Here is a 25,574-nt window from a genome sequence, read left to right as displayed (position 1 = left end):
GCACGCTCGACGGAAAAGTCCGCTTGAATCGGAATGATCACGGGGCAGGCGCGCGCTTTTCAATGTCGATTTTTTTCCAGCAAGCTGGAAACCGAAGGTGAAGACGAGATTTTCAACGCCCTGCTAGGCCAGCATACCGACGGCGCGCCGTGGCTGCGCTACCTGAGCTTCTCGCGCCAGGAAGACGTCGCCGTGTTCGCCGAGTTCGGCGTGATCTTCCTGATGTTCATGATCGGACTGGAAATGTCCGTCGACCGACTGTGGGCGATGCGCCGCCTCGTCTTCGGGCTCGGTCACCTGCAGGTCGGCCTGTCGGCGATCACGATCGGCGGCATCGCCTACGCCTTCGGCAACAGCATCGAATCCTCCGTCGTGCTCGGCCTCGTGCTCTCCTTCTCCTCCACCGCCGTCGTGATGCAACTCCTCACGCAACGGCGCGAACTCGGCAGCCCGCTCGGCCAGGCGACCTTCTCCGTGCTGCTGTTCCAGGATCTCGCGGTCGTGCCGCTGCTGGTCCTGGTCGCGGTGCTGGGGCAGAAATCCGGCGACAGCGTGTTCGCGCTGATGGCCGTCGCCGCGCTCAAGGGCGTCATCACCGTCGGCCTGATCTACTTCATCGGCAGCCGCGTCGTGCGTCCGCTCTTCCACCAGATCGCCGCCAGCCGCCAGTCCGAATCGTTCATGGCCGTCACCCTGCTGACGGCGCTGGGCGTCGCGGTGCTCACGCAGGCGGCCGGCCTGTCGATGGAGATGGGCGCCCTGCTCGCGGGCCTGCTGATCGCCGAGACGGAGTTTCGCCACGAGGTCGAGGTCACCATCGAGCCCTTCAAGGGCCTGCTGATGGGCGTGTTCTTCATGTCGGTGGGCATGGGCATCGATATCAGCGCGATCCTCGCCAAGCCGCTGCTGCTGCCGCTGTCGGTGATCGGTGTGCTCGCGATCAAATCGCTCATCCTGATCGTGCTGTTCCGCCTCTTCGGACTGTCCTGGGGGCGCGCCACCGAAGGCGGCATCATGCTCGGCCAGGGCGGCGAGTTCGCCTTCATCGTCATCGGCATGGCGCTCGGCCTCGAACTCATCGATCCCGGGGTCGGCCACTTCATGCTGCTGGTCGTCGGCCTGTCCATGCTCATCACGCCACCCCTCACGCTGCTCGGGCGCAAACTCGGCAACAGCATCGACGCACGCGTCGGCAAACCCGTCTTCGAGGAAGACCGGCAGCTCGAGCAGCTCAGCGGCCACGTGATCATCGCCGGCTACGGCCGCGTCGGCCGGCTCATCGGCGAACTGCTGTCCGAGCAGGGCATCCCCTACCTCGCGCTGGAATCCGACGCGAAGCTCGTCAAGCAGATGCGCACCGAGGACGCGCCGGTGTATTTCGGCGACGCGAGCCGCCCCGAGCTGCTGCGCCGCCTGCACCTCGAACGCGCCGTCGCCGTCGTGCTCACGATGGACCGCACCGCCGCGGCGCTGCATGCCGTCAAGGGCATCCGCGCGACCTCCCCCAGCATCCGCATCGCCGCCCGCGCCCGCGACGAGTCCCACGCCCAGGCCCTGCGCGAAGCCGGCGCCACCGTCGTGATTCCCGAAACGCTGGAGTCCGGACTGCAACTCGCCGGCTCGGTGTTCGAAACGCTGGGCGTCCCGGGCGACGTCGCGACCCGCCTGCTCGAGCAGGAACGCGCGCGCCGCATCGCCGTATTCCGCACCGGCTGATCCGAGCCCCAAGGAGATCCCCATGCCCACCCTCGCCCTCGTCGCCACCGGCGGCACCATCGCCGGCGCCGCGGCATCTGCCACCGACACCACCGGCTACACCGCCGGCGCACTCGGCGCCGACGCGCTCCTCGCCGCCGTGCCGCCGCTCGCCGACGTCGCGCAAATCCGCGCCGAACAGCTCTTCAGCCTCGACAGCAAGGACATGCGGCCGGCCCACTGGCTCACGCTCGGCCGCCGTGTCCGCGCCCTGCTGGACGGTCCTGCGATCGACGGCATCGTGATCACGCACGGCACCGACACGCTGGAAGAGACCGCGGCCTTCCTGGACCTGACGCTCGCCGCTGCGAAACCCGTCGTCCTCACCGCCGCGATGCGCCCCGCGACGGCACTGTCCGCCGACGGTCCGATGAACCTCTACAACGCCGCGTGCGTCGCCGCTCACCCGGACAGTCGCGGCCGCGGCGTGCTGGTGAGCTTCGGCGACGCGATCTACCCCGCGCGCGGCGTTAGGAAGTGCGAGACCCACCGCGTCGACGCCTTCGCCGGCACGAACGCCGGCGCGATCGGCCAGACCGACCCGCTGCGCTATTTCACCCCGCCGCCGGCCGGGGGGGGCGCGCGTGTGGAACTCCCGCCCGATCTCGCCGAGCTGCCACGCGTCGACGTCCTCTACGTCGGCGCCGGCACGCCGCCCGCCCTCGTCGATGTCATGATTGCGGACGGCGCTCGCGGCCTGGTGCTCGCGCTGCCCGGCAACGGCAGTCTGCCCGATGCCTGGGAAGCGCCGCTCGCCGCCGCCGTCGCGCGTGGCATCGCGGTGATCCGCGCCTCCCGCGCGGGCATGGGGCCGGTCGGGCGCAAGCCGCTGGACGATCGCCTCGGCACGCGGGCCGCGGGCGAGCTGCCGGCCTCGCAGGCACGCGTCGCGCTGATGCTGGCGCTCGCCGCAGGCGATCCCGCCCTGCTCGACCTCCTCCTCGGCGACGCCGGCTGAGCGCGGGCACCGTCGCCTCGGCGACGGTGCTGCAGGGCGACCCGCGGCCGCCCGCTACATCCCGTAGTCCTCGCCGCCGCCCGCCAGCGCCACATCGATCATCCGCCGCGTCAGGTGCGGTGCGAACAGCTCGATGAACGCATACACGTAGCCGCGCAGGTAGGCGTTGCGCCGCAGCCCCACGCGCGTCGTGCTCGATTCGAAGAGATGCGCGGCGTCCGCCATCCCCAGCGCCTTGTCGCTCGCCGGATCGTAGGCCATGCGCGCGACGATGCCGATGCCCAGATCCATCGCCACGTAGGTCTTGATCACGTCCGAGTCCAGCGCCGTCAGCACCACGTTCGGCCGCAGCCCGCGCCCGAGGAAGGCCTTGTTGATCAGGCTGCGTCCGGTGAAGGCATCGTCGTAGGTGATCACCGGATAGCGCGCGATCGCCTCCAGCGTCAGCGGATGCTCCTTCAGGATCGGGTGGCGCGGCGTCGCCACGATGCAGCGATTCCACTGGTAGCAGGGCAGCATCACCAGCTCGTCGTACTCGGCGATCGCCTCGGTCGCAATCGCGATGTCCGCCTCGCCCGACATCACCATGTCGCACACCTGGCGCGGGCTGCCCTGATGCAGCGACAGCTTCACCTGCGGGAAGCGCTGCATGAAGTCGCGGATCACGCGCGGCAGTACGTAGCGCGCCTGCGTGTGGGTGGTCGCGATCGACAGGTCGCCCGCGATCTCGTTGGTGAACTCCTCCCCGACCTGGCGCAGGTTGTCGGCGTCGCGCAGCATGCGCTCGGCGATCGCCAGCACCTGCCGCCCCGGCGCGGTCACGTCCACCAGGCGCTTGCCGTGGCGCACGAAGATGTCGACCCCCAGCTCCGCCTCGAACTGCCGGATCTGCTTCGACACGCCCGGCTGGGACGTGAACAGCGCTTCCGCCGCCTCCGAGACGTTCAGCCCGCGGCGCGCGACTTCATGGATGTAACGCAGCTGCTGGAGGTTCATCGCCACCCCTTTATAACCAAAACTTCTTAAAGTTTAACGCAAACCATCTTTCTGATCCTGTGCCCCGCACATACGATGCACCGCACCATACAAGGGGAACGTTTTCATGGACTTTGCCTACACAGTCGCCGGGTTCGCGGTCGGCGCCATCGTCGGACTCACCGGCGTCGGCGGCGGATCGCTGATGACGCCGCTGCTCGTGCTGCTGTTCGGCATCCACCCCTCGGTCGCGGTCGGCACCGACCTGCTCTATGCGGCGATCACCAAGGCCGGCGGCACGCTCGCGCACGGCATGAAGGGCACGGTCGACTGGACCGTGACAAGGCGCCTCGCCACCGGTAGCATCCCGGCCGCTGCGCTGACGCTGGTGCTGGTCGGGACCTTCGCCCCGGGCGGTATCGACGGCGCTGCGGGGCTGATCAAGGTGGCGCTGGGCGTCGCCCTGCTGCTCACCGCGGTCGCGATCATCTTCCGCAAGCAGATCCAGACCTACGCGGTGAAACGCTTCGGCGGCACCCCCAACCCGACGCGCACCGCCCGCCTGACCGTGCTCACCGGCGCGGTGCTCGGCGTGCTGGTGTCGATCTCGTCGGTCGGCGCAGGAGCACTCGGCGTGACGGCGCTGTTCTTCCTGTACCCCACGATGCCCGCGCTACGCATCGTCGGCTCGGACATCGCCCACGCGGTGCCGCTGACGCTGGTCGCCGGCATCGGCCACTGGATGCTCGGCAGCGTCGACTGGCTGCTGCTCGGCAGCCTGATCGTCGGTTCGCTGCCCGGCATCTGGCTCGGCAGCCATATTTCGACCAAGGTGCCGGACCGGGTGCTGCGCCCGATCCTGGCGACGATGCTGGTCCTGGTCGGTGCCAAGCTGGTCAGCCACTGAGCCGCGACAACACATACGGATTCAACGAGAGAGACGCGATGTACCGATACGACGCCTATGACCAGAAACTCGTGGATGAGCGCGTCGCGCAATTCCGCGACCAGATGCGCCGCCACCTCGCGGGCGAGCTCAGCGACGACGAGTTCCGTCCCGTGCGCCTGCAGAACGGCCTGTACATCCAGCGCCACGCGCCGATGTACCGCATCTCCATCCCCTACGGCCATCTCGCGAGCCGCCAGCTGCGCAAGCTCGCGCACCTCGCGCGCACCTACGACAAGAGCTACCTGCACTTCACGACGCGCCAAAACGTCCAGTTCAACTGGGCGCCGCTGGAAGTGATCCCCGAGATCTGCGCCGAGCTCGCGACGGTGCAGCTGCACTCGATCCAGACCTCGGGCAACTGCATCCGCAACTTCACCTCCGACCCCTTCGCCGGCGTCGCGGGCGACGAGCTCATCGACCCGCGCCCGTGGGCCGAGATCCTGCGCCAGTGGGCCACCTTCCACCCCGAATTCGCCTACCTGCCGCGCAAGTTCAAGATCGCCGTGAACGGCGCGAAGGAAGACCGCGCAGTCATCCAGGTTCACGACATCGGCCTCGACCTGAAGAAGAACGAGGCGGGCGAGATCGGTTTCCGCGTCCTCGTCGGCGGCGGCCTCGGCCGCACCCCGATCATCGGCCGCGAGATCGAGTCCTTCATCCCGTGGCAGCACATCATCAGCTACTGCGAAGCCATCCTGCGCGTGTACAACCGCTACGGCCGTCGCGACAACAGCTTCAAGGCACGCATCAAGATCCTCGTCAGCGCGCTCGGCATCGACGAATTCCGCTGGCAGGTGCGCGAGGAATGGGCGCATCTCAAGGACGGACCGAACACGCTGACCGTAGAGGAGGTGCACCGCGTCGCCGACTTCTTCGAGGATCCCGCGTACGAGGACCTGCCGGCCGACGACGCCGGCTATCACCACCACATCGCAGAGAACCTCGCCTTCGCCGCGTGGGTGAAGCGCAACGTGCGCGCGCACAAGAAGCAAGGTTACGCGTCGGTCGTGCTGTCGCTGAAGAAGCCGGGCGTGGCGCCGGGCGACATCACCTCCGAGCAGCTCGACCTGGTCGCCGACTGGGCCGACCGCTTCAGCTTCGGCGAGGCGCGCGTCACGCACGAACAGAACCTCGTGCTCGCCGACGTGAAGAAGTCCGAGCTCTACACGCTGTGGCAGCTCGCCCGCAAGGCCGGCCTCGCCACACCCAACATCGGGCTCCTCACCGACATCATCTGCTGTCCGGGCGGCGACTTCTGCTCACTCGCGAACGCCAAGTCGATCCCCATCGCCGCGGCGATCCAGGAGCGCTTCGACGACCTCGACTACCTGCACGACATCGGCGACATCGAGATCAACATCTCCGGTTGCATGAACGCCTGCGGCCACCACCACGTCGGCCACATCGGCATCCTCGGCGTCGATAAGAACGGCGAGGAGTGGTACCAGGTCACGCTCGGCGGAAGCCAGGGCAACAGCACCTCGCTCGGCAAGGTCATCGGCCCGTCCTTCGCGCGCGCCGAGATGCCCGACGTGATCGCCGAGATCATCGAAACCTACGTCGCAGAACGCCACGACGACGAACTGTTCATCGACACCGTGCGCCGCATCGGCCTCGAGCCGTTCAAGGCCCGCGTATATGCCGAACGTCAGCCCCACAAGAAGGTTGCCAATGTCTAAAGTCATCCAGAACGGCCGTATCGTCACCAGCGACTGGCAGATCCTCACCGTCGCCGAAGGCGAAGAGGCCGAAGCCCTCAGCGTGCCCGCCGGCCGCGTGATCGTGCCGCTCGCGACTTGGCTCGCGCGCCGCGAGGAACTGGCCGCACGCGCCGACGTCGGCGTGTGGTTCGCCAGCAGCGAGGGCCCCGAGGCGCTCGAGGCCGACATCGCCCGCCTGCCGGTGATCGCGGTGAACTTCCCCAAGTTCGTCGACGGCCGCGGTTACTCGACCGCGGTGCTGCTGCGCACCCGTTACGGCTACACCGGCCAGCTGATCGCCTTCGGCGAGGTGCTGCGCGACCAGTTCAACTACCTCGCGCGCTGCGGCTTCGACACGCTGCAGCCGCGCGAAGACCGCTACACCGACGCCCAGCTCGACGCCGCGATCGCCAGCATCGGCGACTACAGCGAGCCCTACCAGGCCTCGGTGCTGCATCCGCAGCCGATGTTCCGCCGCATCGCGCGTGCCGGAGCGAAGGCATGAGCGGCGCGGTGAGCATGCTGCGCCCGGCGGCGAAGAACGCGGCGATCCGTCCCGAGCTGACCGAGGCGCTGGTGGACGCCGTCAGCACGAAGACCGACGCCGCCCTCGCCTTGCTGCGCGCGGCAGTCGCCGAATTCGGCAGCGCGGGCGAGATCACCTTCGCCAACAGCTTCGGCGCCGAGGACATGGTGCTCACCGACCTGATCCTGCGCGAGAAGCAGCCGATCGAGATCTTCTCCCTCGACACCGGCCGCCTTCCCGCCGAAACCTACACGCTGATCGGCGAGGTCGAGCAGCATTACGACACGCGCCTGAAGGTCTTCTTCCCGAAGTCCGACGCCGTCGAGACCTACGTGCGCACGCATGGCATCAATGCGTTCTACGAATCCGTCGAGATGCGCAAGGCCTGCTGCCACATGCGCAAGGTCGAGCCGCTGCAGCGCGCGCTCGCCGACAAGAAGGCCTGGATCACCGGCCTGCGCGCCGCGCAATCGACGACGCGCACCGGCCTGCCGACGCGCGAGTTCGACGAGGGCAACGGGCTGGTGAAATTCAACCCGCTGTCGGACTGGTCCGAGACCGAGGTGTGGGCCTACATCCGCATGCACGAAGTCCCCTACAACGCGCTGCACGAGCAGTTCTACCCCAGCATCGGCTGTGCGCCCTGCACCCGCGCGATCGCGGTCGGCGAGGACATCCGCGCCGGGCGCTGGTGGTGGGAGGACCCGACCTCCAAGGAATGCGGGCTACACGTCAAGAAGGGCTGACACGATGACACACCGACCGGAACCCGAGCAGCAGGAAACCGCCACCCTCCGCCACTCGCCGGCGGCGCCCTATTCCCGCCCCAGCCTGCGCCGCCGCCTGTCGGCGCTGCGTGCCGGCATGAAGGCCGCAGTGCGCGCGCTGCGCGCCCAGAACACCAGTAACTGAGAACCAAGATGTCCACGCTGACCCGTCAAACCCTGACCCACCTCGACTGGCTCGAAGCCGAGGCGATCCACATCATGCGCGAGGTCGCCGGCCAGTGCGCGAACCCCGTGCTGCTCTTCTCCGGCGGCAAGGACTCGATCTGCATGCTGCGCATCGCCGAGAAGGCGTTCCGCCCGGGCCGCTTCCCCTTCCCGCTGATGCACATCGACACCGGCCACAACTACAGGGAAGTGGTCGAGTTCCGCGACAAGCGCGCCGCCGAGCTGGGCGAGCGGCTGATCGTCCGCTCGGTGGAAGACTCCATGAAGCGCGGCACAGTCGTCCTGAAGCACGAGAACGAGTCGCGCAACAAGCACCAGTCGGTGACGCTGCTCGAGGCGATCGAGGAATTCGGTTTCGATGCCTGCATCGGCGGCGCCCGCCGCGACGAGGAGAAGGCCCGCGCGAAGGAGCGGATCATGAGCTTCCGCGACGAGTTCGGCCAGTGGGACCCGAAGAACCAGCGCCCCGAGCTGTGGAACCTGTACAACGCGCGCAGCCACAAGGGCGAGAACATCCGCGCCTTCCCGATCAGCAATTGGACGGAGATGGACGTGTGGCAGTACATCGAGCGCGAGAAGCTCGAACTGCCGTCGATCTACTTCGCCCACCGGCGCCCGGTGGTCATCCGCGAGGGCGCCATCGTGCCGGTCAATGTGCCGCTGATGACCGGCGAACTGACCAACCTGCCCAAGGCCGGAGAGGAGATCGTCGAACGGCAGGTGCGTTTCCGCACCGTTGGCGACATCTCCTGCACGGCGCCCGTGGAGTCGGACGCCGACACCGTGGAGAAGATCGTGATCGAAACCGCCACCACCACCATCACCGAGCGCGGCGCCACCCGTCTGGACGACCAGACCTCGGAGGCCTCGATGGAGCAGCGGAAGAAGGAAGGGTATTTCTAAGCACAAGCCGAATTTGGTCTTCGGCTGCATGAAGTGCGGGGTGCTAATCGAGCCGGGCGGGGAATTTGCTCCGTCGGCTGCGGAACTCGCAGTACAGCGCGCGTCCGCGCTGTCTGCTCAGACAGTCCTCGCCGCTCCGCAAACACCCCGCCCAGCTCTTGCTCTGTGCAGGCGGAACGTTAAAGGCAAAGGCGTATTGAACCCAGCCCTTCGCCAACCCGGAACGTAGCCGGGGACGTGCGGGGTGTTCGCGGCGCGGCGAGGACTGTCTGAGCGCAGGCGCGGAAGCGCGCCGCTGCGCGAGTTCCGCAGCCGCAGAGCGAATACCCCGCGCGGCGCCGGCGGATTAGCAGCACCGGCCAGAATCAACGAATCAAGCAGCAAACAGAATTCTCGAAAGATCTGAAGGAATCAAAACCATGTCCGCCCTCGAAAACCTGCCCGACACCGACCACGGCCTGCTGCGCTTCCTCACCTGCGGCAGCGTCGACGACGGCAAGAGCACCCTGATCGGCCGTCTGCTGTTCGACACCAAGACCATCCTCGCCGACACCCTCAACGCCATCGAGAAGACCTCCGCCAAGCGCGGCATGAGCGCGGTAGACCTCTCGCTGCTCACCGACGGCCTGCAGGCCGAGCGCGAGCAAGGCATCACCATCGACGTCGCCTACCGCTACTTCTCCACCGGCACGCGCAAGTACATCATCGCCGACGCCCCGGGCCACGAGCAGTACACCCGCAACATGGTGACCGCTGCCTCCACCGCCAACCTCGCCATCATCCTCGTCGATGCGCGCAAGGGTGTGCTCACCCAGACCCGCCGCCACTCCTACCTAGCGAGCCTGGTCGGCATTCCGCATCTGCTGGTGGCGGTCAACAAGATGGACCTCGTCGACTACGACCAGGCCACCTTCGAACGCATCAAGGCCGACTACCTCGTCTTCGCCGAAAAGCTCGGCATCAAGGACGTCCGCTTCATCCCCCTGTCCGCCCTCAACGGCGACATGATCGTCGACCGCGGCGAGCGCCTCGGCTGGTACGACGGTCCGACGCTGCTCGAAGTCCTCGAGAACGTGCCCGCCGCCCACACCGAACAGGCCGAAGACTTCCGCTTCCCCGTGCAGTTCGTCTGCCGCCCGCAGGATTCCGCCAACCCCGAGCTGCACGACTATCGCGGCTTCATGGGGCGCGTCGAATCGGGCGAGATCGTGGTCGGCGACGCCGTCACCGTCCTGCCCTCGGGCCGCAGCAGCACCGTCAAGGACATCCAGATCGGCGGCGAAAGCATCGAGCGCGCGATCCACGAACAGTCCGTCACCCTGCTGCTCGCCGACGAGATCGACATCTCGCGCGGCGACATGATCGTCAAGAGCAGCGAACAGCCCGAACAACTGAAACAGATCGACGCCACCCTGTGCTGGCTGTCCGAGACGCCCATGTCGCCCGCCCGCACCTACCTCCTGCGCCACACCACGCGCGAAGTGAAGGCCAAGGTCGCCAAGATCGACTACCGGCTCGACGTGAACACGCTCGCACAGGAACCCGCGACCGCGCTCGCGATGAACGATATCGCCCGCCTGACGCTCAAACTCGCGCAACCGATCTTCGCCGACCCCTACCTCGAGAATCGCGCCACCGGCGCCTTCATCATCATCGACGAAAGCACCAACAACACCGTCGGCGCGGGCATGATCGGCTGAACGGCGCGCCCGCAGCTCCGCACACGCGCACCCCGACCGTCCATTCGACGGCCGGGGTGCAAGCGCTTTTCCCTTTCCGGGCCCGGCTGTGGGAAAATCCCGCCTTGCCGATTTGTCTGCTGTCCGGCACAGCAACGCAATGTAGAAGACACATATGAAATGTCTCGATGATTTCCGCCTGCGGTTCGGGAGCAGGGAATACGTACCGATCATGATTGGCGGGATGGGCGTAGACATCTCGACGTCCGACCTGTCCCTCGAAGCAGCGCGCCTCGGCGGCATCGGCCACATCTCCGACGCGATGATCCCGACGGTGAGCGACCGCCGCTACGACACCAAGTACGTGCGCGACAAGCTCAAGCAGTACAAGTACAACGTCGCCAACACCAACAAGTCGGAAGTGCAGTTCGACCTCGGCCTGCTCGAGGAAGCCCAGAAGACGCACGTCACGCGCACCATGGAGCGCAAGCGCGGTGACGGGCTGATCTTCATGAACTGCATGGAAAAGCTCACGATGAACGGCCCCAAGGAGACGCTGCGCGTGCGCCTGCGTGCCGCGATGGATGCCGGCATCGACGGCATCACCCTCGCCGCCGGCCTGCACCTGGGCTCCTTCGGCCTGATCGAGGACCACCCGCGCTTCCGTGACGTCAAACTCGGCATCATCGTCTCCTCGTTGCGCGCGCTCGTACTCTTCCTGCGCAAGTCCGCGCGCACCAACCGCCTGCCCGACTTCGTCGTCGTCGAAGGCCCGCTCGCCGGCGGCCACCTCGGCTTCGGCATGGACTGGGCGCAGTACGACCTCCACACCATCGTCGCCGAGATCCGCGAATACCTCATCGCCGAGAAGCTCGACATCCCGTTGATTCCGGCCGGCGGCATCTTCACCGGCAGCGACGGCGTCTCCTTTCTCGAAGCCGGCGCCGCCGCGGTACAGGTCGCCACCCGCTTCACCGTGTCGCACGAATGCGGACTGCCGCCCGACGTGCAACAGCATTACTTCGGCGCGAACGAAGACGACATCGAGGTCAACAACACCTCGCCCACCGGCTACCCGATGCGCATGCTCAAGAGCAGCCCCTCGATCGGCTCCGGCATCCGCCCGAACTGCGAAGCCTACGGCTATCTGCTCGACGGCAACGGCAACTGCGCCTACATCAACGCCTACAACCGCGAACTCGCGCTGCACCCGGACGCGAAGCGGCTCAAGGTGATGGACAAGACCTGCCTGTGCACGCACATGCGCAACTTCGACTGCTGGACCTGCGGCCACTTCACCTACCGCCTCAAGGACACCACGCACCGGCGCGCCGACGGCACCTACCAGATCCTCTCCGCCGAGCACATCTTCCACGACTACCAGTACAGCAAGGACAACAAGATCGCGCTGCCTGCGGTCGAAGCCTGCGAACCGGCCAAGTCCGCCTGATCCCCGCCGGCTCCGGCCGGCAGCACGATCAAGAAGGGCGTGCCCGCCACATCGGCGGCCACGCCCTTCGTGCATCTGCAACGCCCCGCTACGACGCACGCTCCGTCCCCGCACGCTTCCCGCACACAAATCCCGATCCGCCCGCGTCGTTCGCGGGAACGCTCGCCACCGCCCCGCACTCATACGATCGGATGCTTCGTGCATGCCGCACACCGGATGCGTTCCGGCGCCAGGAATGCGTATGCGCAGAACGATATGGGCGCTCCTCGCGCTCGCACTGCTGATCCTCGGCTTCCTGCTGCACAACCGCCCCGCCGCCGCAACGACGGGCGGCGAGGTCGTCGTGTTGCGCATCGACGGCGTCATCGGGCCGGCGACTTCCGACTTCTTCGCACGCGAACTCCGCCGCGCACACGCGCGGCAAGCAGCCCTCCTCGTGCTCGCAATGGACACCCCCGGCGGCCTCGACACCTCGATGCGCGCGATCATCAAGGACATCCTCGCCGCGCCGCTCCCCATCGTCACCTGGGTCGGCCCCGAAGGCGCACGCGCCGCGAGCGCCGGCACCTACATCCTGTACGCCAGCCACGTCGCGGCGATGGCACCGGCGACCAACCTCGGCGCGGCGACGCCGGTGGCGATCGGAATGCCCGGCGGCAAGCCGGGTGACGACACGACGCGCAAGGACAAGGCGGACGACAACACCAAGGAACGGGACGGCAACTCGGCCGGCGACGCAGCGGGCATCGGCGATTCCATGATGGAAAAAGTCCGTAACGACGCCGCCGCCTACCTGCGCAGCCTTGCGCAACTGCGCGGCCGCAGCGGCGACTTCGCTGAACGCGCGGTGCGCGAGGCCGCCAGCCTGTCCTCCGAAGAGGCGCTCGCCGCAGGCGTCATCGACCTGATCGCCGCCGACCTGCCGGAACTGATGAAGAAACTGGACGGCCGCGAGGTGAAACTCGGCGACGGACGCACGCAACGCCTGTCCACCGCCGCCGCCACCGTCACCCAGATCGCACCCGACTGGCGCATGCGCCTGCTCGCCCTGCTATCCAATCCCCAACTCGCGCTGGTGCTGATGATGATCGGCATCTACGCCCTGTTCTTCGAATTCACCAGCCCCGGCTTCGGCGTGCCCGGCGTCGCCGGCGCGATCTGCCTGCTGGTCGCGCTGTACGCCTTCCAGCTCCTACCGGTGAACTGGGCGGGCGTCGCCCTGCTCGCCCTCGGCGCCATCCTGATGCTCGCCGAAGCCTTCCTGCCGAGCTTCGGCGCCCTCGGCGTCGGCGGCATCGTCGCCTTCGTCGTCGGCGGACTGTTCCTCATGGACACCGAGGCCCCCGGCTTCGGCATCCCGCTCGCCTTCCTGATCGGCCTTGCGATCGCCAGCGCACTGGTGATCGGCGCCGTCGGCAGCTTCGCCGCGCGCACGCGCCGGCGGCCCATCGTCAGCGGCCGCGAACAGATGGCCGGCACGATCGCAACGGTCACCACCGTCACCGCCGAAGGCGCATGGGCCCTCGCACAGGGCGAATCCTGGCGCGTGCGCAGCGCTTCGCCACTCGCACCGGGCGACCGCGTGCGCATCACCGGGCTCGACGGCCTCACCCTGCTCGTCGAGCCGCTCACCGCCGATCCGGCCAATCGCCGTGGAGGAAGTCCGCCATGATCTTCGACCTCAACCTGGGCCTAGGCACCATCCTGCTCCTGCTCGTCGCCCTCGTCGCGAGCTCCCTGCGCATCCTGCGCGAATACGAACGCGGCGTCGTCTTCATGCTCGGCCGCTTCTGGAAGGTCAAGGGCCCCGGCCTCATCGTCGTGATTCCCGGCATCCAGCAGATGGTCAAGGTGGACCTGCGTGTCGTCACGCTCGACGTGCCCAGCCAGGACGTGATCTCGCGCGACAACGTCTCGGTGAAGGTCAACGCGATCATATTTTTCCGCGTCATCGACCCGCAGAAGGCGATCATCCAGGTCGAGAACTACCTCGTCGCCACCAGCCAGCTCGCGCAGACCACGCTGCGCGCGGTCCTCGGCAAGCACGAACTCGACGAGATGCTCGCCGAGCGCGAACGCCTCAACCTCGACGTGCAGCAGATCCTCGACGCGCAGACCGACGGCTGGGGCATCAAGGTCGCCAACGTCGAGATCAAGCACATCGACCTCAACGAAAGCATGATCCGCGCGATCGCCCGCCAGGCCGAAGCCGAGCGCGAGCGGCGCGCCAAGGTGATCCACGCCGAAGGCGAAAAACAGGCCGCCGAGAGCCTCATGAAGGCGGCCGAGATGCTCTCGCGCCAGCCCGCCGCGATGCAGCTGCGTTACCTGCAGACCCTCACCCAGATCGCCGGCGACAAGGCCTCGACGATCGTCTTTCCCGTCCCGGTAGACCTGCTGAAGGGCTTGCTCGACGGCCAGTCGCGCCCGCCCCAGGCCTGAGTGCGCCGCAGCGGACTCACTCCCCTGCGAAGGCGATCGTCACGCGCTTGTTGCGCTTGCCTTCGGAGCGGATGCGCACGACCTTCAGCGCCCCGACCTCGCCGGTACGCCGCAGGTGCGTGCCGCCGCAGGGCTGCAGATCGACTCCCGGGATGTGGATCGTGCGCACGCTGCCGTGCCCGCGCGGCGGCTGCACCGACATGGTCTTCACCAGTCCGGGGTTTGCATCGAGTTCCGCCTCGCTGATCTCGCCCGCCTCGACCGGCGTGTCGGCCGCGACCAGGGCGTTGAGGCACGCCTCGATCTGCGCCGCATCGAGCTTGTCCATCTCGATGTCGAAATCGAGATGCGCCTTGTCCTCGGCCATGCGCCCGCCGCTCACCGGCGCCGCCACCACCGCGCACAGCAGATGCAGCCCGGTGTGATAGCGCATCAGCCGGTAACGCCGCTCCCAGTCGATCTCCGCCCTCACCATGGCACCGACCGCCGGCGGACTCGCGCCCTCCGCCAGCACATGCAAGACGGTCCCGCCTTCGCCCTTGACGGCCTCGGCGACCGGCACGCGCGTCCCGTCCGGCCCGATCAGCACCCCGCAATCCCCCGGCTGCCCTCCACCGGTCGGGTAGAACACGCTGCGGTCGAGCACGACGCGGTTCGCGTCGACGGCGAGCACCTGCGCGGTACAGGAACGGGCGTAGGCATCCAGGCGGAACAGCGCTTCGGTCATGCGGATCTCCGGAAATTTCAGGGCAACACCATCGCCAGCGCAATCGGCAGAAACACCACCGCCGCAACGTTGCCGATCAGCACCATCGAGGCAACCGCCTCGGGTTCCTGATGATAGCGTTCGGCGAAGATGTAGTTCAGCACAGCCGGCGGCAGGGCGCCGAAGACGATGACCAGCGCACGCTCCTGCGGCGGCAGGTCGAAGAACTGCAGCACCGCGAACGAGAGCAGCATTCCCGCCACCGGCCGCGCGATGGCGGCGTACAGGCCCAGGCCGATCGACGCGATGCGCGAATCGGTCAGGCGCACGCCCAGCGCAAACAACATCAGCGGGATCGAGATGTCGCCCAGCATCTTGATCGCGAGCATCAGCGGCGGCCACACCTCGATACCGGCGGCCCCGACCGCGAGGCCCGCGAAGGTCGCCAGTACCGACGGCACCCGCCACACCGTCCACACCTTGATGCGGTGGTCGAGCAACCACGCGCCGAATGAAAAGTGCAGCAGGTTCGACACCATGAACATCACCACCGCCGGCGCCAGCGCTGCGTCGCCGAAGGCCAGCACCGCCGTCGGCAGCCCCAGATTGCCGGAGTTGTTGAACATCATCGGCGGCACGAAGGTCTTCGGCGCCACGCCGGAGAAACGCGCAAGCACGTAGCCGACCACGCCCGTGCCGACCACCATCACCAACGTCGCAACCGCCAGCACGCTGAAATCCGCGATGCGGAATTCCTTGTTCGCCAGCGCCGCGAACACCAGCGCCGGGATGAAGACGTCCATGTTGAGCTTGTTGGCATGCGACAGGTCCGGCCGCATGCGCCTGCCGACGAAGTAGCCGAGCGCCGTCAGCGCGAACAGCGGAAAAAGGATGGCGACAATGCGGATCAGCATGAAAGACCGGCAAGCTCAGCGGATACGCTGCGGAACGGCAAAGATGAAAAAGGGCCCGACCGGGCCCTCGCGACAAACAGGAGGAGACTCAGAAACTTGCGCCGATCACCAACTGGTGCAGGTCGATGCCGTCGTTGGGCATCTCGACGTCGCCGTTCGAATAATGCGAGTAACGCCAGCCGACCGTATAGCGCCCCGCGAACTCGATACCCAGTCCGGCATGTTGCGAGAACTGGAAGGCCGTCGAGAACACCTTGGGCCCCAGATCGGTGCGGCTCAGGAGCGCGGCACCGAGGCCCAACTCCGCGTAGGGCTGGAAGTTGCCCTGGCCGCGCACCATGCGCAGCAGGCCGACTGCGCCGGCCTGATTCAGCGTGTTCGGACCACGGCTCGAACCGCTGTAATGAAAGCGGCTCAATTCCAGCTCCGGATGCACACCGGCATGCCACGTCCCCCAGTTGGCGCCCCACAGCGGACCGAGGCGCACGGACAGCCCCGTGCGCTCGTAATTGTCATGCTCGCCGTGGAACACGCTGACCGCGGGCTCCGCGGCCAACGCGCCTCCCGCCGCCAGTACCGCCGTCGCCACGCACGCCAGGAATTTCATTCGGTACCTCACAGGACGTAACGCGCGAGGTCCTCGCGCTGGGCGAACACATCGAGCCGCCCATCGACGTAGGCCGCGTCGATCACCAGCTTGTCGACACCGCTCTTGCCGGCCTCGAAGGAAATCTCCTCGAGCAGCTTCTCCATCACCGTGTACAGGCGCCGCGCACCGATGTTCTCGGTCTTCTCGTTCACCTGGAAGGCGATCTCGGCGAGGCGGCGGATGCCCGCATCGACGAACTCCAGCGCCACCCCCTCGGTCGCGAGCAGGGCCTGGTACTGGCGCACCAGACAGGCATCCGTCTGCGTGAGGATGCGCACGAAATCCTCCACCGACAGGCTCTCCAGCTCCACCCTGATCGGGAAACGCCCCTGCAGCTCGGGGATCAGGTCGCTCGGCTTGGACAGGTGGAACGCACCGCTGGCGATGAACAGCACATGATCGGTCTTGATCATGCCGTACTTGGTCGACACCGTCGTGCCCTCCACGAGCGGCAGCAGGTCGCGCTGCACGCCCTGGCGCGACACGTCGGCACCCTGCACGTCCGAACGCGCGGCGATCTTGTCGATCTCGTCGAGGAACACGATGCCGTTCTGCTCCACCGCGCGGATCGCCTCCGCCTTCACTTCCTCGTCGTTGATCAGGCGCACGGCTTCCTCGTCGGCCAAGGCCTTCAGCGCCTCGCCGATCTTCATCTTGCGCAGCTTCTTCTTGCCGCCGCCCAGGTTCTGGAACATGCCCTGGATCTGCTGCGTGAGCTCCTCCATGCCCGGAGGCGCGAAGATCTCCGCGGTCATCGCATGCGCGGCGACCTCGATCTCGATCTCCTTGTCGTCGAGCTCGCCCTCGCGCAGCTTCTTGCGGAATTTCTGCCGCGTCGCCGTGTCCTGCGGCTCCGGATCGGCCGCGAAGCCGACCGGGCGCGCCGGCGGCAGCAACGCGTCGAGCACACGGTCTTCGGCCGCATCCATCGCCCGGTCGCGCACCGTCTTCATCGCCCGCTCGCGTCCGTCCTTGATCGCGATCTCCACCAGATCACGGATGATCGTCTCGACATCGCGCCCGACATAGCCCACTTCCGTGAACTTCGTCGCCTCGATCTTGATGAAGGGCGCATTCGCCAGGCGTGCGAGCCGGCGCGCGATCTCGGTCTTGCCGACACCCGTCGGCCCGATCATGAGAATGTTCTTGGGCGTGATCTCGCTGCGCAGCGGCTCCTCCACCTGCGCACGCCGCCAGCGGTTGCGCAGCGCGATTGCAACGGCCTTCTTGGCCTTGCCCTGTCCGACGATGTGCTTGTCGAGTTCGGAGACGATCTCCGGCGGCGTCATCTGCGTCATCCCTCGATCACCTCGATCACGTGGCTCTGATTGGTATAAATGCACAGATCGCCCGCGATCTGCAGTGACTTCTTCACGATCTCCTCGGGCGCAAGCTCGGTATTTTCCAGCAGCGCGCGCGCCGCCGACTGCGCATAGGCGCCGCCGCTGCCGATCGCCACGATCCCCTGCTCGGGCTCCAGCACGTCGCCGTTGCCGGTGATGACCAGCGAATTGTCGCGGTCCGCCACCGCCAGCATCGCCTCCAGGCGCCGCAGCACGCGGTCAGTGCGCCAATCCTTGGCGAGCTCCACCGCGCTGCGCAGCAGGTTGCCCTGATGCTTCTCCAGCTTCGCCTCGAAGCGCTCGATCAGCGTGAACGCGTCGGCCGTGCCGCCCGCGAAACCCGCGAGGATCTTGCCCTGATAGATCGGCCGCACCTTGCGGGCGGTCGCCTTGATGACGATGTTGCCCAGCGTGACCTGGCCGTCGCCTCCCAGCGCGACACGATTGCCGCGGCGCACCGAGAGGATCGTGGTGCCGTGATACTGTTCCATTGGATATTCCTCGAATCGGAGGGGGATGGCGAAGCGGTCAGCTGCGCAGCAGCACCACCGCGACCTGATCGACGCCCATCACCCGCAGCAGCGCCGCAACCATCGCGTTCACATTGCGCAACACGACCGTCTTACCCTGCGCCTGCAGCGTTGCAAGAATGTTGAAAAGCGTGCCGGCGCTGACGAAATCGATACGACGCAGCTGACCGCAGTCGACTTCCACGCTCTGCTGGCTGCTCGCGTGCGCAGCCAGCTTGCGGATCTTCTCCACCGCCGCACTGGTGATCTCGCCGTCGAGCACGAAATCGTTGTTGGCCGGCGCGTCCAGATCGAGCGCAACCTCCTGGACCGCCGTCGTCGAGGCCGCCTGAGCGGCCCGCGCCTCCCAGGACGGCGGCGACTCCTCGAAGGTGATCGCGTAATCCACCGCCAGGTTCTCGAACCGCTCCTGCTCGCCGGTGTGCTGCAACATCTCCAGCAGCAGCAGCCAGATATCGCGCCCGCTCGGCTCGCCCGTGCGCACCTGCCCCGCCAGCATCTCCGCGAGCTGGCCGCAGTTCAGCAGCGAGACCTTCACCCGCTCTCCCGCGAGCTCGCGCAGCACGTTGCGGAACAGCGTGCAGCCGTTTTCATCGACCGAGCGCAGGCGCCCCAGATCGATGCGGATGGCGCCGCTCTTCTTGCCGATGACGGCGATCTGCTGGAACTGGTTCGCGGCCTGCCCGGACAGGCTGCCCGACATGTTCACCATCGGTGCCGCGTTCGAGCGCACGTGCTCCTGCGCACTCGACAGGTCCGTCCATGGCGGGGGCGACCTCTCGAAACGCGTCGCGTAATCCAGCACCCGAGCCTCGAACCGCTGGCGCTGCCCGGTCAGGCGGTACAGGTCCAGCAGCATCATCCACAGGCCTTCGCCCGCATGGCCGCCCTGACCGTCCAGCACCGCATTGAGGGCCGCCTCCGCCTCCACCGTATTCCCGTTCGCGTACAGCACGGCTGCTTCCTCGTAGGCGGCACCGATGCCGGCCCCCATCTCCTGCACCTCGACCTGCCCGGCGCAATGCGCCAGGGCGTGCGTCGGGTCGCCGACCGAGAAATCCAGCTTGGACAACTCGGGCGGCTCCACCTGGGGCGCCGCGGATGACGGCGCCGCGCCGGGCGACGCACCTGACGGCTGAGTGCCGGGAGCGGGCTTCTTGCCGAAGAATGGAAGAACCACGTTACGACCTGTGCGAACGGAGATGGACTAGTCGGGGATGCGGAAGGATAGCATTTCGGGCGCACCTCTTGCGCCCCAGTCGCGACGCGGCCGTCCGCACCTTACCTTTTGCAAAACAGTACCGGCGCCGCAGATGTAACAGACAGCGCACCGTCGGCTAGAATGTTGCGATGCACACACCTTGCCCGTCGTCGATCTCCGGCGAAAACCACGTATTTTCACTGCCTGTCCGCGTGTATTACGAGGACACTGACGCCGCCGGAGTCATCTACTACGCCAACTACCTGCGTTACTGCGAGCGCGCGCGCACCGAATGGCTGCGCGCGGCAGGCTTCGAACAGCAGGCCCTGCTGACCGAACAGCGCATCGGCTTCGTCGTCCGCTCCGTCGCCGGCGATTATCTGTCAGCAGGAATGCTCGATGATGCGTTACACGTCACGACCGGGGTCGAAACGCTGCGCGGCGCCAGCATGGTGTTCGTGCAGAAGGTGATGCGCGGCGACGAAGTCCTGTTTCGCGGCCGCTTCGTCATCGCCTGTGTCGACCTCGACCGCAAACGCCCAACCCCGCTCCCCGCAGACATGCGCACAAAACTGGAAAAACTCGTACAAGCATGACCGTCTCCCACGATCTCTCGATCATCAGCCTCATCAGCCAGGCCAGCGTCCTGGTCCAGATCGTCATGGCCCTGCTCGCAGGCCTGTCGCTCGTTTCCTGGTACTGGATCTTCCGCAAGTCATTCCAGATCCGCTCCGCGCGCAGCAAGACCAACGGCTTCGAGCGCGACTTCTGGAGCGGCGGCGACCTCAACTCGCTGTTCCAGTCGGCCGCCGCCGCGCGCCACGAAACCGGCGGCATGGAGCGCATCTTCGAGTCGGGCTACCGCGAATTCACCAAGCTGCGCAGCAAGAGCCACGACAACGCCTCGATCATCGACGGCGCACGGCGCGCGATGCGTGCGACCTACCAGCGCGAGGTCGACGACCTCGAGGCACACCTCGCCTTCCTCGCCTCGGTCGGTTCGGTGTCCCCGTACATCGGCCTGTTCGGCACCGTGTGGGGCATCATGAACGCCTTCCGCGGCCTGTCGAACGTCAGCTCCGCGACGCTGGCGAACGTCGCGCCGGGCATTGCGGAGGCGCTCGTCGCCACCGCGATCGGCCTCTTCGCCGCGATCCCCGCGGTGGTCGCGTACAACCGCTTCGCGCACGACATCGACCGCATCAGCATCCGCTTCGAGAGCTTCATGGAAGAGTTCTCGAACATCCTGCAGCGCCAGTTGCGCTGAGCGGGAGGACACACCGATGCGCCAACGTCGCCTGATGAACCAGATCAACGTCGTGCCCTACATCGACGTGATGCTGGTGCTGCTCGTGATCTTCATGGTCACGGCACCGATGATCCAGACCGGCAACGTCGAGCTCCCCACCGTGGGCGGCGTGCCGCAACCACCCGCCGAAGCGATGCTCGTCGTGGTCAAGCAGGACGGCTCGCTCGCCCTCAAGATCACGAGCGGCTCGACCGAACGCAACCTGAGCAGCGCCGAGCTCCTGCGCGAGCTGCGCAGCGCGCTTGAACGCAATCCGCAGCAATCTGTCGTGATCGCCGCCGACAAACGCGTCTCCTACGAAAAAGTGATGGATACGCTCAACGGCCTGCGCCAGGCCGGCATCCAGAAAGTCGGACTGCAGACGAAGGCCGGCAGCAGCTGATGAAAGACACGCACCTTGACCTGCAGCGCGACGAGCCCGGCAAGTGGGCCTCGATGGCGCTGACGGTCGTCGTTCACCTGGGCCTCGCCGCCTTTCTGATCTTCGGCATCCGCTGGCAAAGCAGCCCGCCCGCGGCGCTCGAGGTCGAGCTCGTCGCACCGCCATCCCAGCCGGCACCGCCCCCCGTGTCGCAGCCGGAGCCCAAACCCGAACCGAAGCCGGAACCCAAACCCGAGCCGCCCAAGCCCCAGCCGAAGCCGGAACCCAAACCCGAGCCGAAGCCGGAACCCAAACCCGAGCCGAAACCGGAGCCGAAGCCGGACATCGCAACCAAGGCCCCGGAGGTCAAGAAACCGCCCAAACCCGAGCCGGAACCGAAAAAGCCGGAACCCAAGCCCGAGCCCAAGAAGCCCGAGCCGAAGCCGGAACCGAAGAAACCGGAAGCGAAGCCCGAGCCCAAGCCGATCACACCACCGAAGGACGATTACCTTGCGCAGAAGCTCGCGCAGGAAGCGGCACAGACGCGCGCCCGCTCGGATCTCGAGCGCATGATGCGCGATGACGCGGCGCGCGCCTCGGCTGCGCGCACGAAGGAGGTCGGCGACGCCTACCAGAATGCCATTCGCACCAAGGTGCGCGGCAACCTGCTGCGCCCGCCGGGCCTGAGCGGCAACCCCGAGGCCGTATTCGAGGTCGACCAGCTCCCGAGCGGCGAAGTGCTCGCGATCCGCCTGAAGCGCTCATCGGGAATCCCGTCCCTAGACGACGCCATCGAGCGCGCGATCCGTCGCTCGAGCCCGCTGCCGCTGCCCAAGGACCCGGGCATGTTCGAGCGCACGCTCGAACTGCGCTTCCGCCCGCTCGAAGAATAAGGGAACCAATTCGAAACAGTTTCGATCTTTACGCATCGTGATCGACTCCATTCGTTATACTTTCGCTTTAGGCAAGCCCCAGCCATGAGAAAACTCATCTCCACCTACCGCCTGCTCATCGCTGCTGCGCTGACCGTCGTCAGCGCCGTCGCGCATGCGCAGCTGTCGATCGAGATCACGGGGGCCGGCGCAAGCCGCTTCCCGGTCGCGATCCCCGTGTTCGAAAACGAAGGCACCTTGCCCCGCGGCGTCACCGACGTCGTGCGCGCCGACCTCGAGCGCAGCGGCCTCTTCAGCCTCGTCGACATGGGCATCGCCGCGCTGCCCGTCACCGCCGCGCCCGACATGGCCTCGATCCGCGGCCGTGGCGCGGACGCCGTGCTCACCGGCAGCATCTACCAGCAGGGCGACGGCCGCTTCGAAGTTCGCTTCCGTCTCTTCGACACGCAGAAGCAGACCGAACTGGGCGGGCTGTCGATGCGCATGGCACCGGCCCAGAACCGCGCCATCGGCCACAAGATCGCCGACTTCGTGTACGAGAAGCTCACCGGCCAGCCCGGCTACTTCTCGACCCGCATCGCCTACGTCGTCAAGAGCGGCCCGACGGCTGCCCCGCGCTACGAACTGCAGATCGCCGACGCCGACGGCATGAACGCCGCGACCGCCCTGGCCTCGCGCGAACCCATCATCTCGCCCGCCTGGGCGCCGGACGGCCAGCGCATCGCCTACGTCTCGTTCGAGGCCAAGAAGCCGGTCGTGTACGTGCATACGCTGGCCACCGGCCAGCGCCAGGTGGTCGCCAACTTCAAGGGCTCCAACTCCGCCCCCGCTTGGGCACCGGACGGCCAGCGCCTCGCCGTCGTGCTCACCAAGGACGGCCAGTCGCAGCTCTACGTCCTCAATGCCGACGGCTCCGGCGTGCGCCGCCTCGCCACTTCGCCCGGCATCGACACCGAACCCGCATGGTCGCCCGACGGCGAGTGGATCTACTTCACTTCCGATCGCGGCGGCAGCCCGCAGATCTACCGTACCTCCGCAAGCGGCGGCAGCGCCCAGCGCGTGAGCTTCGATGGCAGCTACAACGTGACCCCGCGCCCCTCGGCCGACGGCACGAGCCTCGCCTTCATCACGCGCAACAGTGGACGCTTCCAGGTGGCCATCATGGACCTCGCCACCCGCCAGACCACGATCCTCACCGACTCGGCGCGTGACGAGTCGCCCAGCTTCGCGCCCAACGGCCGCATGATCCTCTACGCCACCGAAACCGGCGGGCGGGGAGTGCTTGCGGCCGTTTCGTCCGACGGCCGGGTGAAGCAGCGCCTGTCGGTGCAGGCTGCCGACGTCCGCGAGCCCTCCTGGGGCCCGCAGGTCCGGTAACTCCCTCCCGCAAAAAGCAACACTGTTCGACTAGATCAGGAAACCCCATGAAAAAAGTGCTCGTCCCCGCCATCCTGGCAACCCTTCTCGCCGCGTGCAGCAGCACCGGCACCTTCGACCAGCCCGCCGGCGGCGCAGCCGTCGACGACCGCAGCAAGGGCGCCGGCTCCGGCGTCGCCACCGTGACCGCCCCGAGCGCGTCCGGCTCCGGCATCGCCGCGCTGACCGACCCGAACAACATCCTGTCCAAGCGCAGCGTGATGTTCGACTTCGACAGCTACGTGATCCGCGACGATGCCCGCCCGCTGGTCGAGGCGCACGCCAAGTTCCTCGTGCAGAACCCGCAGATGAAGATGCTCATCCAGGGCAACGCCGACGAGCGCGGCAGCCGCGAGTACAACCTCGCCCTCGGCCAGAAGCGTGCCGACGCCGTGCGCAAGGCCCTGAGCCTGCTCGGCGCCAAGGAGACGCAGATCGAGTCCGTCAGCCTGGGCGAGGAAAAGCCGCGCTGCACGGAAGCGACGGAAGCCTGCTTCGCGCAGAACCGTCGCGGTGACATGCTCTACTCGGGCGAATTCTGATGAAGCGCCTCCTGCCGCTCGCTGTCGTTGCCGCCCTGTCGCACGTCGCGCCGTCATACGCGCTGTTCGACGACGAGGAGGCGCGGCGCGCAATCACCAACTTGCGCACCGACCTCACCCCCCGCATCGAACGGCTGGAGGCCAGCAGTCGCGGGCAGCTCGAACTGGCGAACCAGAACGAGCTGCTCCGCACCGAAGTATCGAAACTGCAGGGACAACTCGAAGTCCTCCTGCACGAGATCGAATCGCTGAAGCAGCGCCAGCGAGACTTCTACGTCGATCTCGACAACCGCGTGCGCAAGCTCGAGTCCGCACCCGTGGCCGCCGCTGCGGAAGCCCCCGCGGTCGACCCTGCCGCCGAGTCGCGCGACTACGAAGCCGCCCTGAACCTGCTCAAGGACGGCAAGTACAAGGAAGCGCAGACCGCCTTCGACCAGTTCATCAAGCACTACCCGCGCAGCGCCGTGCAGCCCGGCGCGCACTTCTGGGCGGGGAATGCCGCACTGCAGGCGAAGGACGTCGCCGTCGCCAACAACTACTTCAAGAGCGTGCTGACGAACTGGCCGAACGACCCCGTCGCCCCCGACGCCATGCTCGGCATCGCCAACTGCCAGCAGGCCCTGGGTGACGCCAAATCGTCGCAGGAAACATTGAAGAAGCTCGTCGAGCGCTTCCCCGACAGCTCGGCAGGCAAGGCGGCCAAGCAGCGCCTCGCGCGCAAACCCTGAACTCCGCATGACGCAGTCCGAAACCGCGAGCCCCAGGCTGCGGATCACTGAAATATTCGCTTCGATCCAGGGCGAGTCGACACGCGTCGGCCTGCCCACGGTCTTCGTGCGCCTGACCGGCTGCCCGCTGCGCTGCAGCTGGTGCGACACGGAATACGCCTTCCAGGGCGGCGAAAACCGCAGCATCGCCGACGTGTGCGACGCGGTCGCCGCGCACGGCATACGGCACGTGTGCGTCACCGGCGGCGAGCCGCTGGCGCAGAAATCCTGCCTCGCCCTGCTCACGGCATTGAGCGACGCCGGCTTCTCGGTGTCGCTGGAAACGAGCGGCGCGCTCGACATCGCCGCCGTCGACCCGCGCGTGTCGCGCATCATGGACCTCAAGGCCCCGGGCTCGGGCGAGGTTGCGCGCAACCGCTGGGAGAACCTCGCCCACCTCGCCGCGCACGACGAGATCAAGATCGTCCTCGCCGACGAAGCCGATTACGCCTGGGCCAAGGCGCAGATCGCACTGCACCGTCTCGCCGAACGCTGCACCGTGCTGCTCTCGCCGGTGCAGGGCAGACTCGACCCCACCCTGCTCGCCGAATGGATCGTGCGCGACCGCCTGCCGGTGCGCTTCCAGCTCCAGCTGCACAAGATCCTGTGGAACGACGCCCGGGGACGCTGAGCCCCCCGGGCCGCGCCTTTCA

General features: G+C 67.1%; 27 protein-coding genes. 20 read left to right on the top strand and 7 right to left on the bottom strand.

Annotation, left to right across the window (positions count from 1 at the left end; all coding sequences use genetic code 11):
- Nucleotides 1–33 precede the first annotated feature (33 nt).
- Together GO615_RS21135 and GO615_RS21130 are read left to right on the top strand one after the other, a co-directional pair.
- Nucleotides 34–1,716 carry a cation:proton antiporter domain-containing protein gene (locus GO615_RS21135; RefSeq protein ID WP_246262395.1) on the top strand — a complete coding sequence of 561 codons (1,683 nt, stop codon included), beginning with the start codon at nt 34–36 and terminating at the stop codon, nt 1,714–1,716.
- Between the two features lie 22 nt (nt 1,717–1,738).
- Nucleotides 1,739–2,713 (top strand): asparaginase, encoded by a 975-nt coding sequence (locus GO615_RS21130; protein WP_169131755.1) that lies wholly within the window; start codon nt 1,739–1,741, stop codon nt 2,711–2,713.
- A 54-nt stretch (nt 2,714–2,767) separates the two neighbouring features.
- On the opposite strand, the gene cysB is transcribed toward GO615_RS21130, so the two are convergent.
- Nucleotides 2,768–3,709, bottom strand: coding sequence for an HTH-type transcriptional regulator CysB (cysB, locus tag GO615_RS21125; RefSeq protein WP_169131753.1), 942 nt, complete (start codon nt 3,707–3,709; stop codon nt 2,768–2,770).
- Between the two features lie 106 nt (nt 3,710–3,815).
- Here cysB and GO615_RS21120 point away from each other — a divergent pair, with 106 nt between their 5' ends.
- From GO615_RS21120 to GO615_RS21075, 10 genes are all read left to right on the top strand, one after another.
- Nucleotides 3,816–4,595, top strand: coding sequence for a sulfite exporter TauE/SafE family protein (locus GO615_RS21120; protein WP_169131751.1), 780 nt, complete (start codon nt 3,816–3,818; stop codon nt 4,593–4,595).
- A 38-nt stretch (nt 4,596–4,633) separates the two neighbouring features.
- Nucleotides 4,634–6,316, top strand: a complete 1,683-nt coding sequence (locus GO615_RS21115) for a nitrite/sulfite reductase (protein WP_169131749.1) — start codon at nt 4,634–4,636, stop codon at nt 6,314–6,316.
- Nucleotides 6,309–6,842: a DUF934 domain-containing protein gene (locus tag GO615_RS21110; RefSeq protein WP_169131747.1), complete on the top strand. Its 534-nt coding sequence runs from the start codon at nt 6,309–6,311 to the stop codon at nt 6,840–6,842. Before GO615_RS21115 ends, GO615_RS21110 begins: the two co-directional genes overlap by 8 nt.
- Nucleotides 6,839–7,609, top strand: a complete 771-nt coding sequence (locus tag GO615_RS21105) for a phosphoadenylyl-sulfate reductase (RefSeq protein WP_169131745.1) — start codon at nt 6,839–6,841, stop codon at nt 7,607–7,609. The genes GO615_RS21110 and GO615_RS21105 overlap by 4 nt, the downstream gene beginning before the upstream one ends.
- A 4-nt stretch (nt 7,610–7,613) precedes the next feature.
- On the top strand, nt 7,614–7,775 hold the full coding sequence (locus GO615_RS21100; protein WP_169131743.1) for a hypothetical protein: 162 nt from the start codon (nt 7,614–7,616) through the stop codon (nt 7,773–7,775).
- Nucleotides 7,776–7,783: 8 nt separating this feature from the next.
- On the top strand, nt 7,784–8,719 hold the full coding sequence (cysD, locus tag GO615_RS21095; RefSeq protein ID WP_169131741.1) for a sulfate adenylyltransferase subunit CysD: 936 nt from the start codon (nt 7,784–7,786) through the stop codon (nt 8,717–8,719).
- A 419-nt stretch (nt 8,720–9,138) separates the two neighbouring features.
- Nucleotides 9,139–10,419: a sulfate adenylyltransferase subunit CysN gene (gene cysN / locus GO615_RS21090; protein WP_169131739.1), complete on the top strand. Its 1,281-nt coding sequence runs from the start codon at nt 9,139–9,141 to the stop codon at nt 10,417–10,419.
- Between the two features lie 154 nt (nt 10,420–10,573).
- Nucleotides 10,574–11,848, top strand: coding sequence for a nitronate monooxygenase (locus GO615_RS21085; RefSeq protein ID WP_169131737.1), 1,275 nt, complete (start codon nt 10,574–10,576; stop codon nt 11,846–11,848).
- 241 nt (nt 11,849–12,089) lie between these two features.
- Complete coding sequence (locus tag GO615_RS21080) at nt 12,090–13,520, top strand: NfeD family protein (RefSeq protein ID WP_169131736.1); 1,431 nt, start codon at nt 12,090–12,092, stop codon at nt 13,518–13,520.
- Complete coding sequence (locus GO615_RS21075; RefSeq protein ID WP_169131734.1) at nt 13,517–14,290, top strand: slipin family protein; 774 nt, start codon at nt 13,517–13,519, stop codon at nt 14,288–14,290. Before GO615_RS21080 ends, GO615_RS21075 begins: the two co-directional genes overlap by 4 nt.
- Before the next feature lie 16 nt (nt 14,291–14,306).
- On the opposite strand, the gene GO615_RS21070 is transcribed toward GO615_RS21075, so the two are convergent.
- From GO615_RS21070 to GO615_RS21045, 6 genes are all read right to left on the bottom strand, one after another.
- Nucleotides 14,307–15,017 (bottom strand): alanyl-tRNA editing protein, encoded by a 711-nt coding sequence (locus GO615_RS21070; RefSeq protein WP_169131732.1) that lies wholly within the window; start codon nt 15,015–15,017, stop codon nt 14,307–14,309.
- Between the two features lie 17 nt (nt 15,018–15,034).
- A complete protein-coding gene (locus GO615_RS21065; RefSeq protein ID WP_169131730.1) occupies nt 15,035–15,910 on the bottom strand; it encodes an AEC family transporter in 876 nt (291 codons plus the stop codon).
- Nucleotides 15,911–15,998: 88 nt separating this feature from the next.
- Nucleotides 15,999–16,517 carry an acyloxyacyl hydrolase gene (locus tag GO615_RS21060; protein WP_169131728.1) on the bottom strand — a complete coding sequence of 173 codons (519 nt, stop codon included), beginning with the start codon at nt 16,515–16,517 and terminating at the stop codon, nt 15,999–16,001.
- An 8-nt stretch (nt 16,518–16,525) separates the two neighbouring features.
- A complete protein-coding gene (hslU, locus tag GO615_RS21055) occupies nt 16,526–17,857 on the bottom strand; it encodes an ATP-dependent protease ATPase subunit HslU (protein WP_169131726.1) in 1,332 nt (443 codons plus the stop codon).
- Nucleotides 17,854–18,393 (bottom strand): ATP-dependent protease subunit HslV, encoded by a 540-nt coding sequence (hslV, locus tag GO615_RS21050; RefSeq protein WP_169131724.1) that lies wholly within the window; start codon nt 18,391–18,393, stop codon nt 17,854–17,856. Before hslV ends, hslU begins: the two co-directional genes overlap by 4 nt.
- 37 nt (nt 18,394–18,430) lie before the next feature.
- The gene (locus tag GO615_RS21045) at nt 18,431–19,612 is read right to left on the bottom strand and encodes an STAS domain-containing protein (protein ID WP_169131722.1); all 1,182 of its coding nucleotides are present in this window, start codon (nt 19,610–19,612) and stop codon (nt 18,431–18,433) included.
- 170 nt (nt 19,613–19,782) lie between these two features.
- On the opposite strand from GO615_RS21045, the gene ybgC reads away from it, so the two are divergent.
- The 8 genes from ybgC to queE all read left to right on the top strand — a co-directional run bounded on the left by ybgC (nt 19,783) and on the right by queE (nt 25,552).
- A complete protein-coding gene (gene ybgC / locus GO615_RS21040; protein WP_281358738.1) occupies nt 19,783–20,229 on the top strand; it encodes a tol-pal system-associated acyl-CoA thioesterase in 447 nt (148 codons plus the stop codon).
- Nucleotides 20,226–20,900, top strand: coding sequence for a protein TolQ (tolQ, locus tag GO615_RS21035; protein ID WP_169131720.1), 675 nt, complete (start codon nt 20,226–20,228; stop codon nt 20,898–20,900). Before ybgC ends, tolQ begins: the two co-directional genes overlap by 4 nt.
- Before the next feature lie 16 nt (nt 20,901–20,916).
- The gene (tolR, locus tag GO615_RS21030) at nt 20,917–21,324 is read left to right on the top strand and encodes a protein TolR (RefSeq protein ID WP_169131718.1); all 408 of its coding nucleotides are present in this window, start codon (nt 20,917–20,919) and stop codon (nt 21,322–21,324) included.
- Nucleotides 21,324–22,196, top strand: coding sequence for an energy transducer TonB (locus GO615_RS21025; protein ID WP_169131716.1), 873 nt, complete (start codon nt 21,324–21,326; stop codon nt 22,194–22,196). Before tolR ends, GO615_RS21025 begins: the two co-directional genes overlap by 1 nt.
- Before the next feature lie 84 nt (nt 22,197–22,280).
- On the top strand, nt 22,281–23,573 hold the full coding sequence (gene tolB / locus GO615_RS21020) for a Tol-Pal system beta propeller repeat protein TolB (protein ID WP_169131714.1): 1,293 nt from the start codon (nt 22,281–22,283) through the stop codon (nt 23,571–23,573).
- A 47-nt stretch (nt 23,574–23,620) separates the two neighbouring features.
- Entirely contained in the window at nt 23,621–24,154 is a 534-nt protein-coding gene (gene pal, locus GO615_RS21015; protein WP_169131712.1) for a peptidoglycan-associated lipoprotein Pal, read from the top strand.
- Nucleotides 24,154–24,882, top strand: a complete 729-nt coding sequence (gene ybgF / locus GO615_RS21010; RefSeq protein WP_169131710.1) for a tol-pal system protein YbgF — start codon at nt 24,154–24,156, stop codon at nt 24,880–24,882. The genes pal and ybgF overlap by 1 nt, the downstream gene beginning before the upstream one ends.
- A 7-nt stretch (nt 24,883–24,889) precedes the next feature.
- Nucleotides 24,890–25,552, top strand: a complete 663-nt coding sequence (gene queE, locus GO615_RS21005) for a 7-carboxy-7-deazaguanine synthase QueE (RefSeq protein ID WP_169131708.1) — start codon at nt 24,890–24,892, stop codon at nt 25,550–25,552.
- The last annotated feature ends 22 nt before the right edge of the window (nt 25,553–25,574 follow it).

Source organism: Aromatoleum evansii (assembly GCF_012910805.1).
In the GTDB taxonomy this organism is placed as follows: domain Bacteria; phylum Pseudomonadota; class Gammaproteobacteria; order Burkholderiales; family Rhodocyclaceae; genus Aromatoleum; species Aromatoleum evansii.
The sequence above is the reverse complement of the archived record's forward strand: the minus strand, read 5'-3'. Positions and strand labels throughout refer to the sequence as shown.

What these genes read in the sequence shown, in the direction of transcription:
- GO615_RS21135 (WP_246262395.1), top strand. Translation starts at nt 34, where the DNA reads ATGATCACGGGGCAGGCGCGCGCTTTTCAATGTCGATTTTTTTCCAGC.
- GO615_RS21130 (WP_169131755.1), top strand. Translation starts at nt 1,739, where the DNA reads ATGCCCACCCTCGCCCTCGTCGCCACCGGCGGCACCATCGCCGGCGCC.
- cysB (WP_169131753.1), bottom strand. Translation starts at nt 3,709, where the DNA reads ATGAACCTCCAGCAGCTGCGTTACATCCATGAAGTCGCGCGCCGCGGG.
- GO615_RS21120 (WP_169131751.1), top strand. Translation starts at nt 3,816, where the DNA reads ATGGACTTTGCCTACACAGTCGCCGGGTTCGCGGTCGGCGCCATCGTC.
- GO615_RS21115 (WP_169131749.1), top strand. Translation starts at nt 4,634, where the DNA reads ATGTACCGATACGACGCCTATGACCAGAAACTCGTGGATGAGCGCGTC.
- GO615_RS21110 (WP_169131747.1), top strand. Translation starts at nt 6,309, where the DNA reads ATGTCTAAAGTCATCCAGAACGGCCGTATCGTCACCAGCGACTGGCAG.
- GO615_RS21105 (WP_169131745.1), top strand. Translation starts at nt 6,839, where the DNA reads ATGAGCGGCGCGGTGAGCATGCTGCGCCCGGCGGCGAAGAACGCGGCG.
- GO615_RS21100 (WP_169131743.1), top strand. Translation starts at nt 7,614, where the DNA reads ATGACACACCGACCGGAACCCGAGCAGCAGGAAACCGCCACCCTCCGC.
- cysD (WP_169131741.1), top strand. Translation starts at nt 7,784, where the DNA reads ATGTCCACGCTGACCCGTCAAACCCTGACCCACCTCGACTGGCTCGAA.
- cysN (WP_169131739.1), top strand. Translation starts at nt 9,139, where the DNA reads ATGTCCGCCCTCGAAAACCTGCCCGACACCGACCACGGCCTGCTGCGC.
- GO615_RS21085 (WP_169131737.1), top strand. Translation starts at nt 10,574, where the DNA reads ATGAAATGTCTCGATGATTTCCGCCTGCGGTTCGGGAGCAGGGAATAC.
- GO615_RS21080 (WP_169131736.1), top strand. Translation starts at nt 12,090, where the DNA reads ATGCGCAGAACGATATGGGCGCTCCTCGCGCTCGCACTGCTGATCCTC.
- GO615_RS21075 (WP_169131734.1), top strand. Translation starts at nt 13,517, where the DNA reads ATGATCTTCGACCTCAACCTGGGCCTAGGCACCATCCTGCTCCTGCTC.
- GO615_RS21070 (WP_169131732.1), bottom strand. Translation starts at nt 15,017, where the DNA reads ATGACCGAAGCGCTGTTCCGCCTGGATGCCTACGCCCGTTCCTGTACC.
- GO615_RS21065 (WP_169131730.1), bottom strand. Translation starts at nt 15,910, where the DNA reads ATGCTGATCCGCATTGTCGCCATCCTTTTTCCGCTGTTCGCGCTGACG.
- GO615_RS21060 (WP_169131728.1), bottom strand. Translation starts at nt 16,517, where the DNA reads ATGAAATTCCTGGCGTGCGTGGCGACGGCGGTACTGGCGGCGGGAGGC.
- hslU (WP_169131726.1), bottom strand. Translation starts at nt 17,857, where the DNA reads ATGACGCAGATGACGCCGCCGGAGATCGTCTCCGAACTCGACAAGCAC.
- hslV (WP_169131724.1), bottom strand. Translation starts at nt 18,393, where the DNA reads ATGGAACAGTATCACGGCACCACGATCCTCTCGGTGCGCCGCGGCAAT.
- ybgC (WP_281358738.1), top strand. Translation starts at nt 19,783, where the DNA reads ATGCACACACCTTGCCCGTCGTCGATCTCCGGCGAAAACCACGTATTT.
- tolQ (WP_169131720.1), top strand. Translation starts at nt 20,226, where the DNA reads ATGACCGTCTCCCACGATCTCTCGATCATCAGCCTCATCAGCCAGGCC.
- tolR (WP_169131718.1), top strand. Translation starts at nt 20,917, where the DNA reads ATGCGCCAACGTCGCCTGATGAACCAGATCAACGTCGTGCCCTACATC.
- GO615_RS21025 (WP_169131716.1), top strand. Translation starts at nt 21,324, where the DNA reads ATGAAAGACACGCACCTTGACCTGCAGCGCGACGAGCCCGGCAAGTGG.
- tolB (WP_169131714.1), top strand. Translation starts at nt 22,281, where the DNA reads ATGAGAAAACTCATCTCCACCTACCGCCTGCTCATCGCTGCTGCGCTG.
- pal (WP_169131712.1), top strand. Translation starts at nt 23,621, where the DNA reads ATGAAAAAAGTGCTCGTCCCCGCCATCCTGGCAACCCTTCTCGCCGCG.
- ybgF (WP_169131710.1), top strand. Translation starts at nt 24,154, where the DNA reads ATGAAGCGCCTCCTGCCGCTCGCTGTCGTTGCCGCCCTGTCGCACGTC.
- queE (WP_169131708.1), top strand. Translation starts at nt 24,890, where the DNA reads ATGACGCAGTCCGAAACCGCGAGCCCCAGGCTGCGGATCACTGAAATA.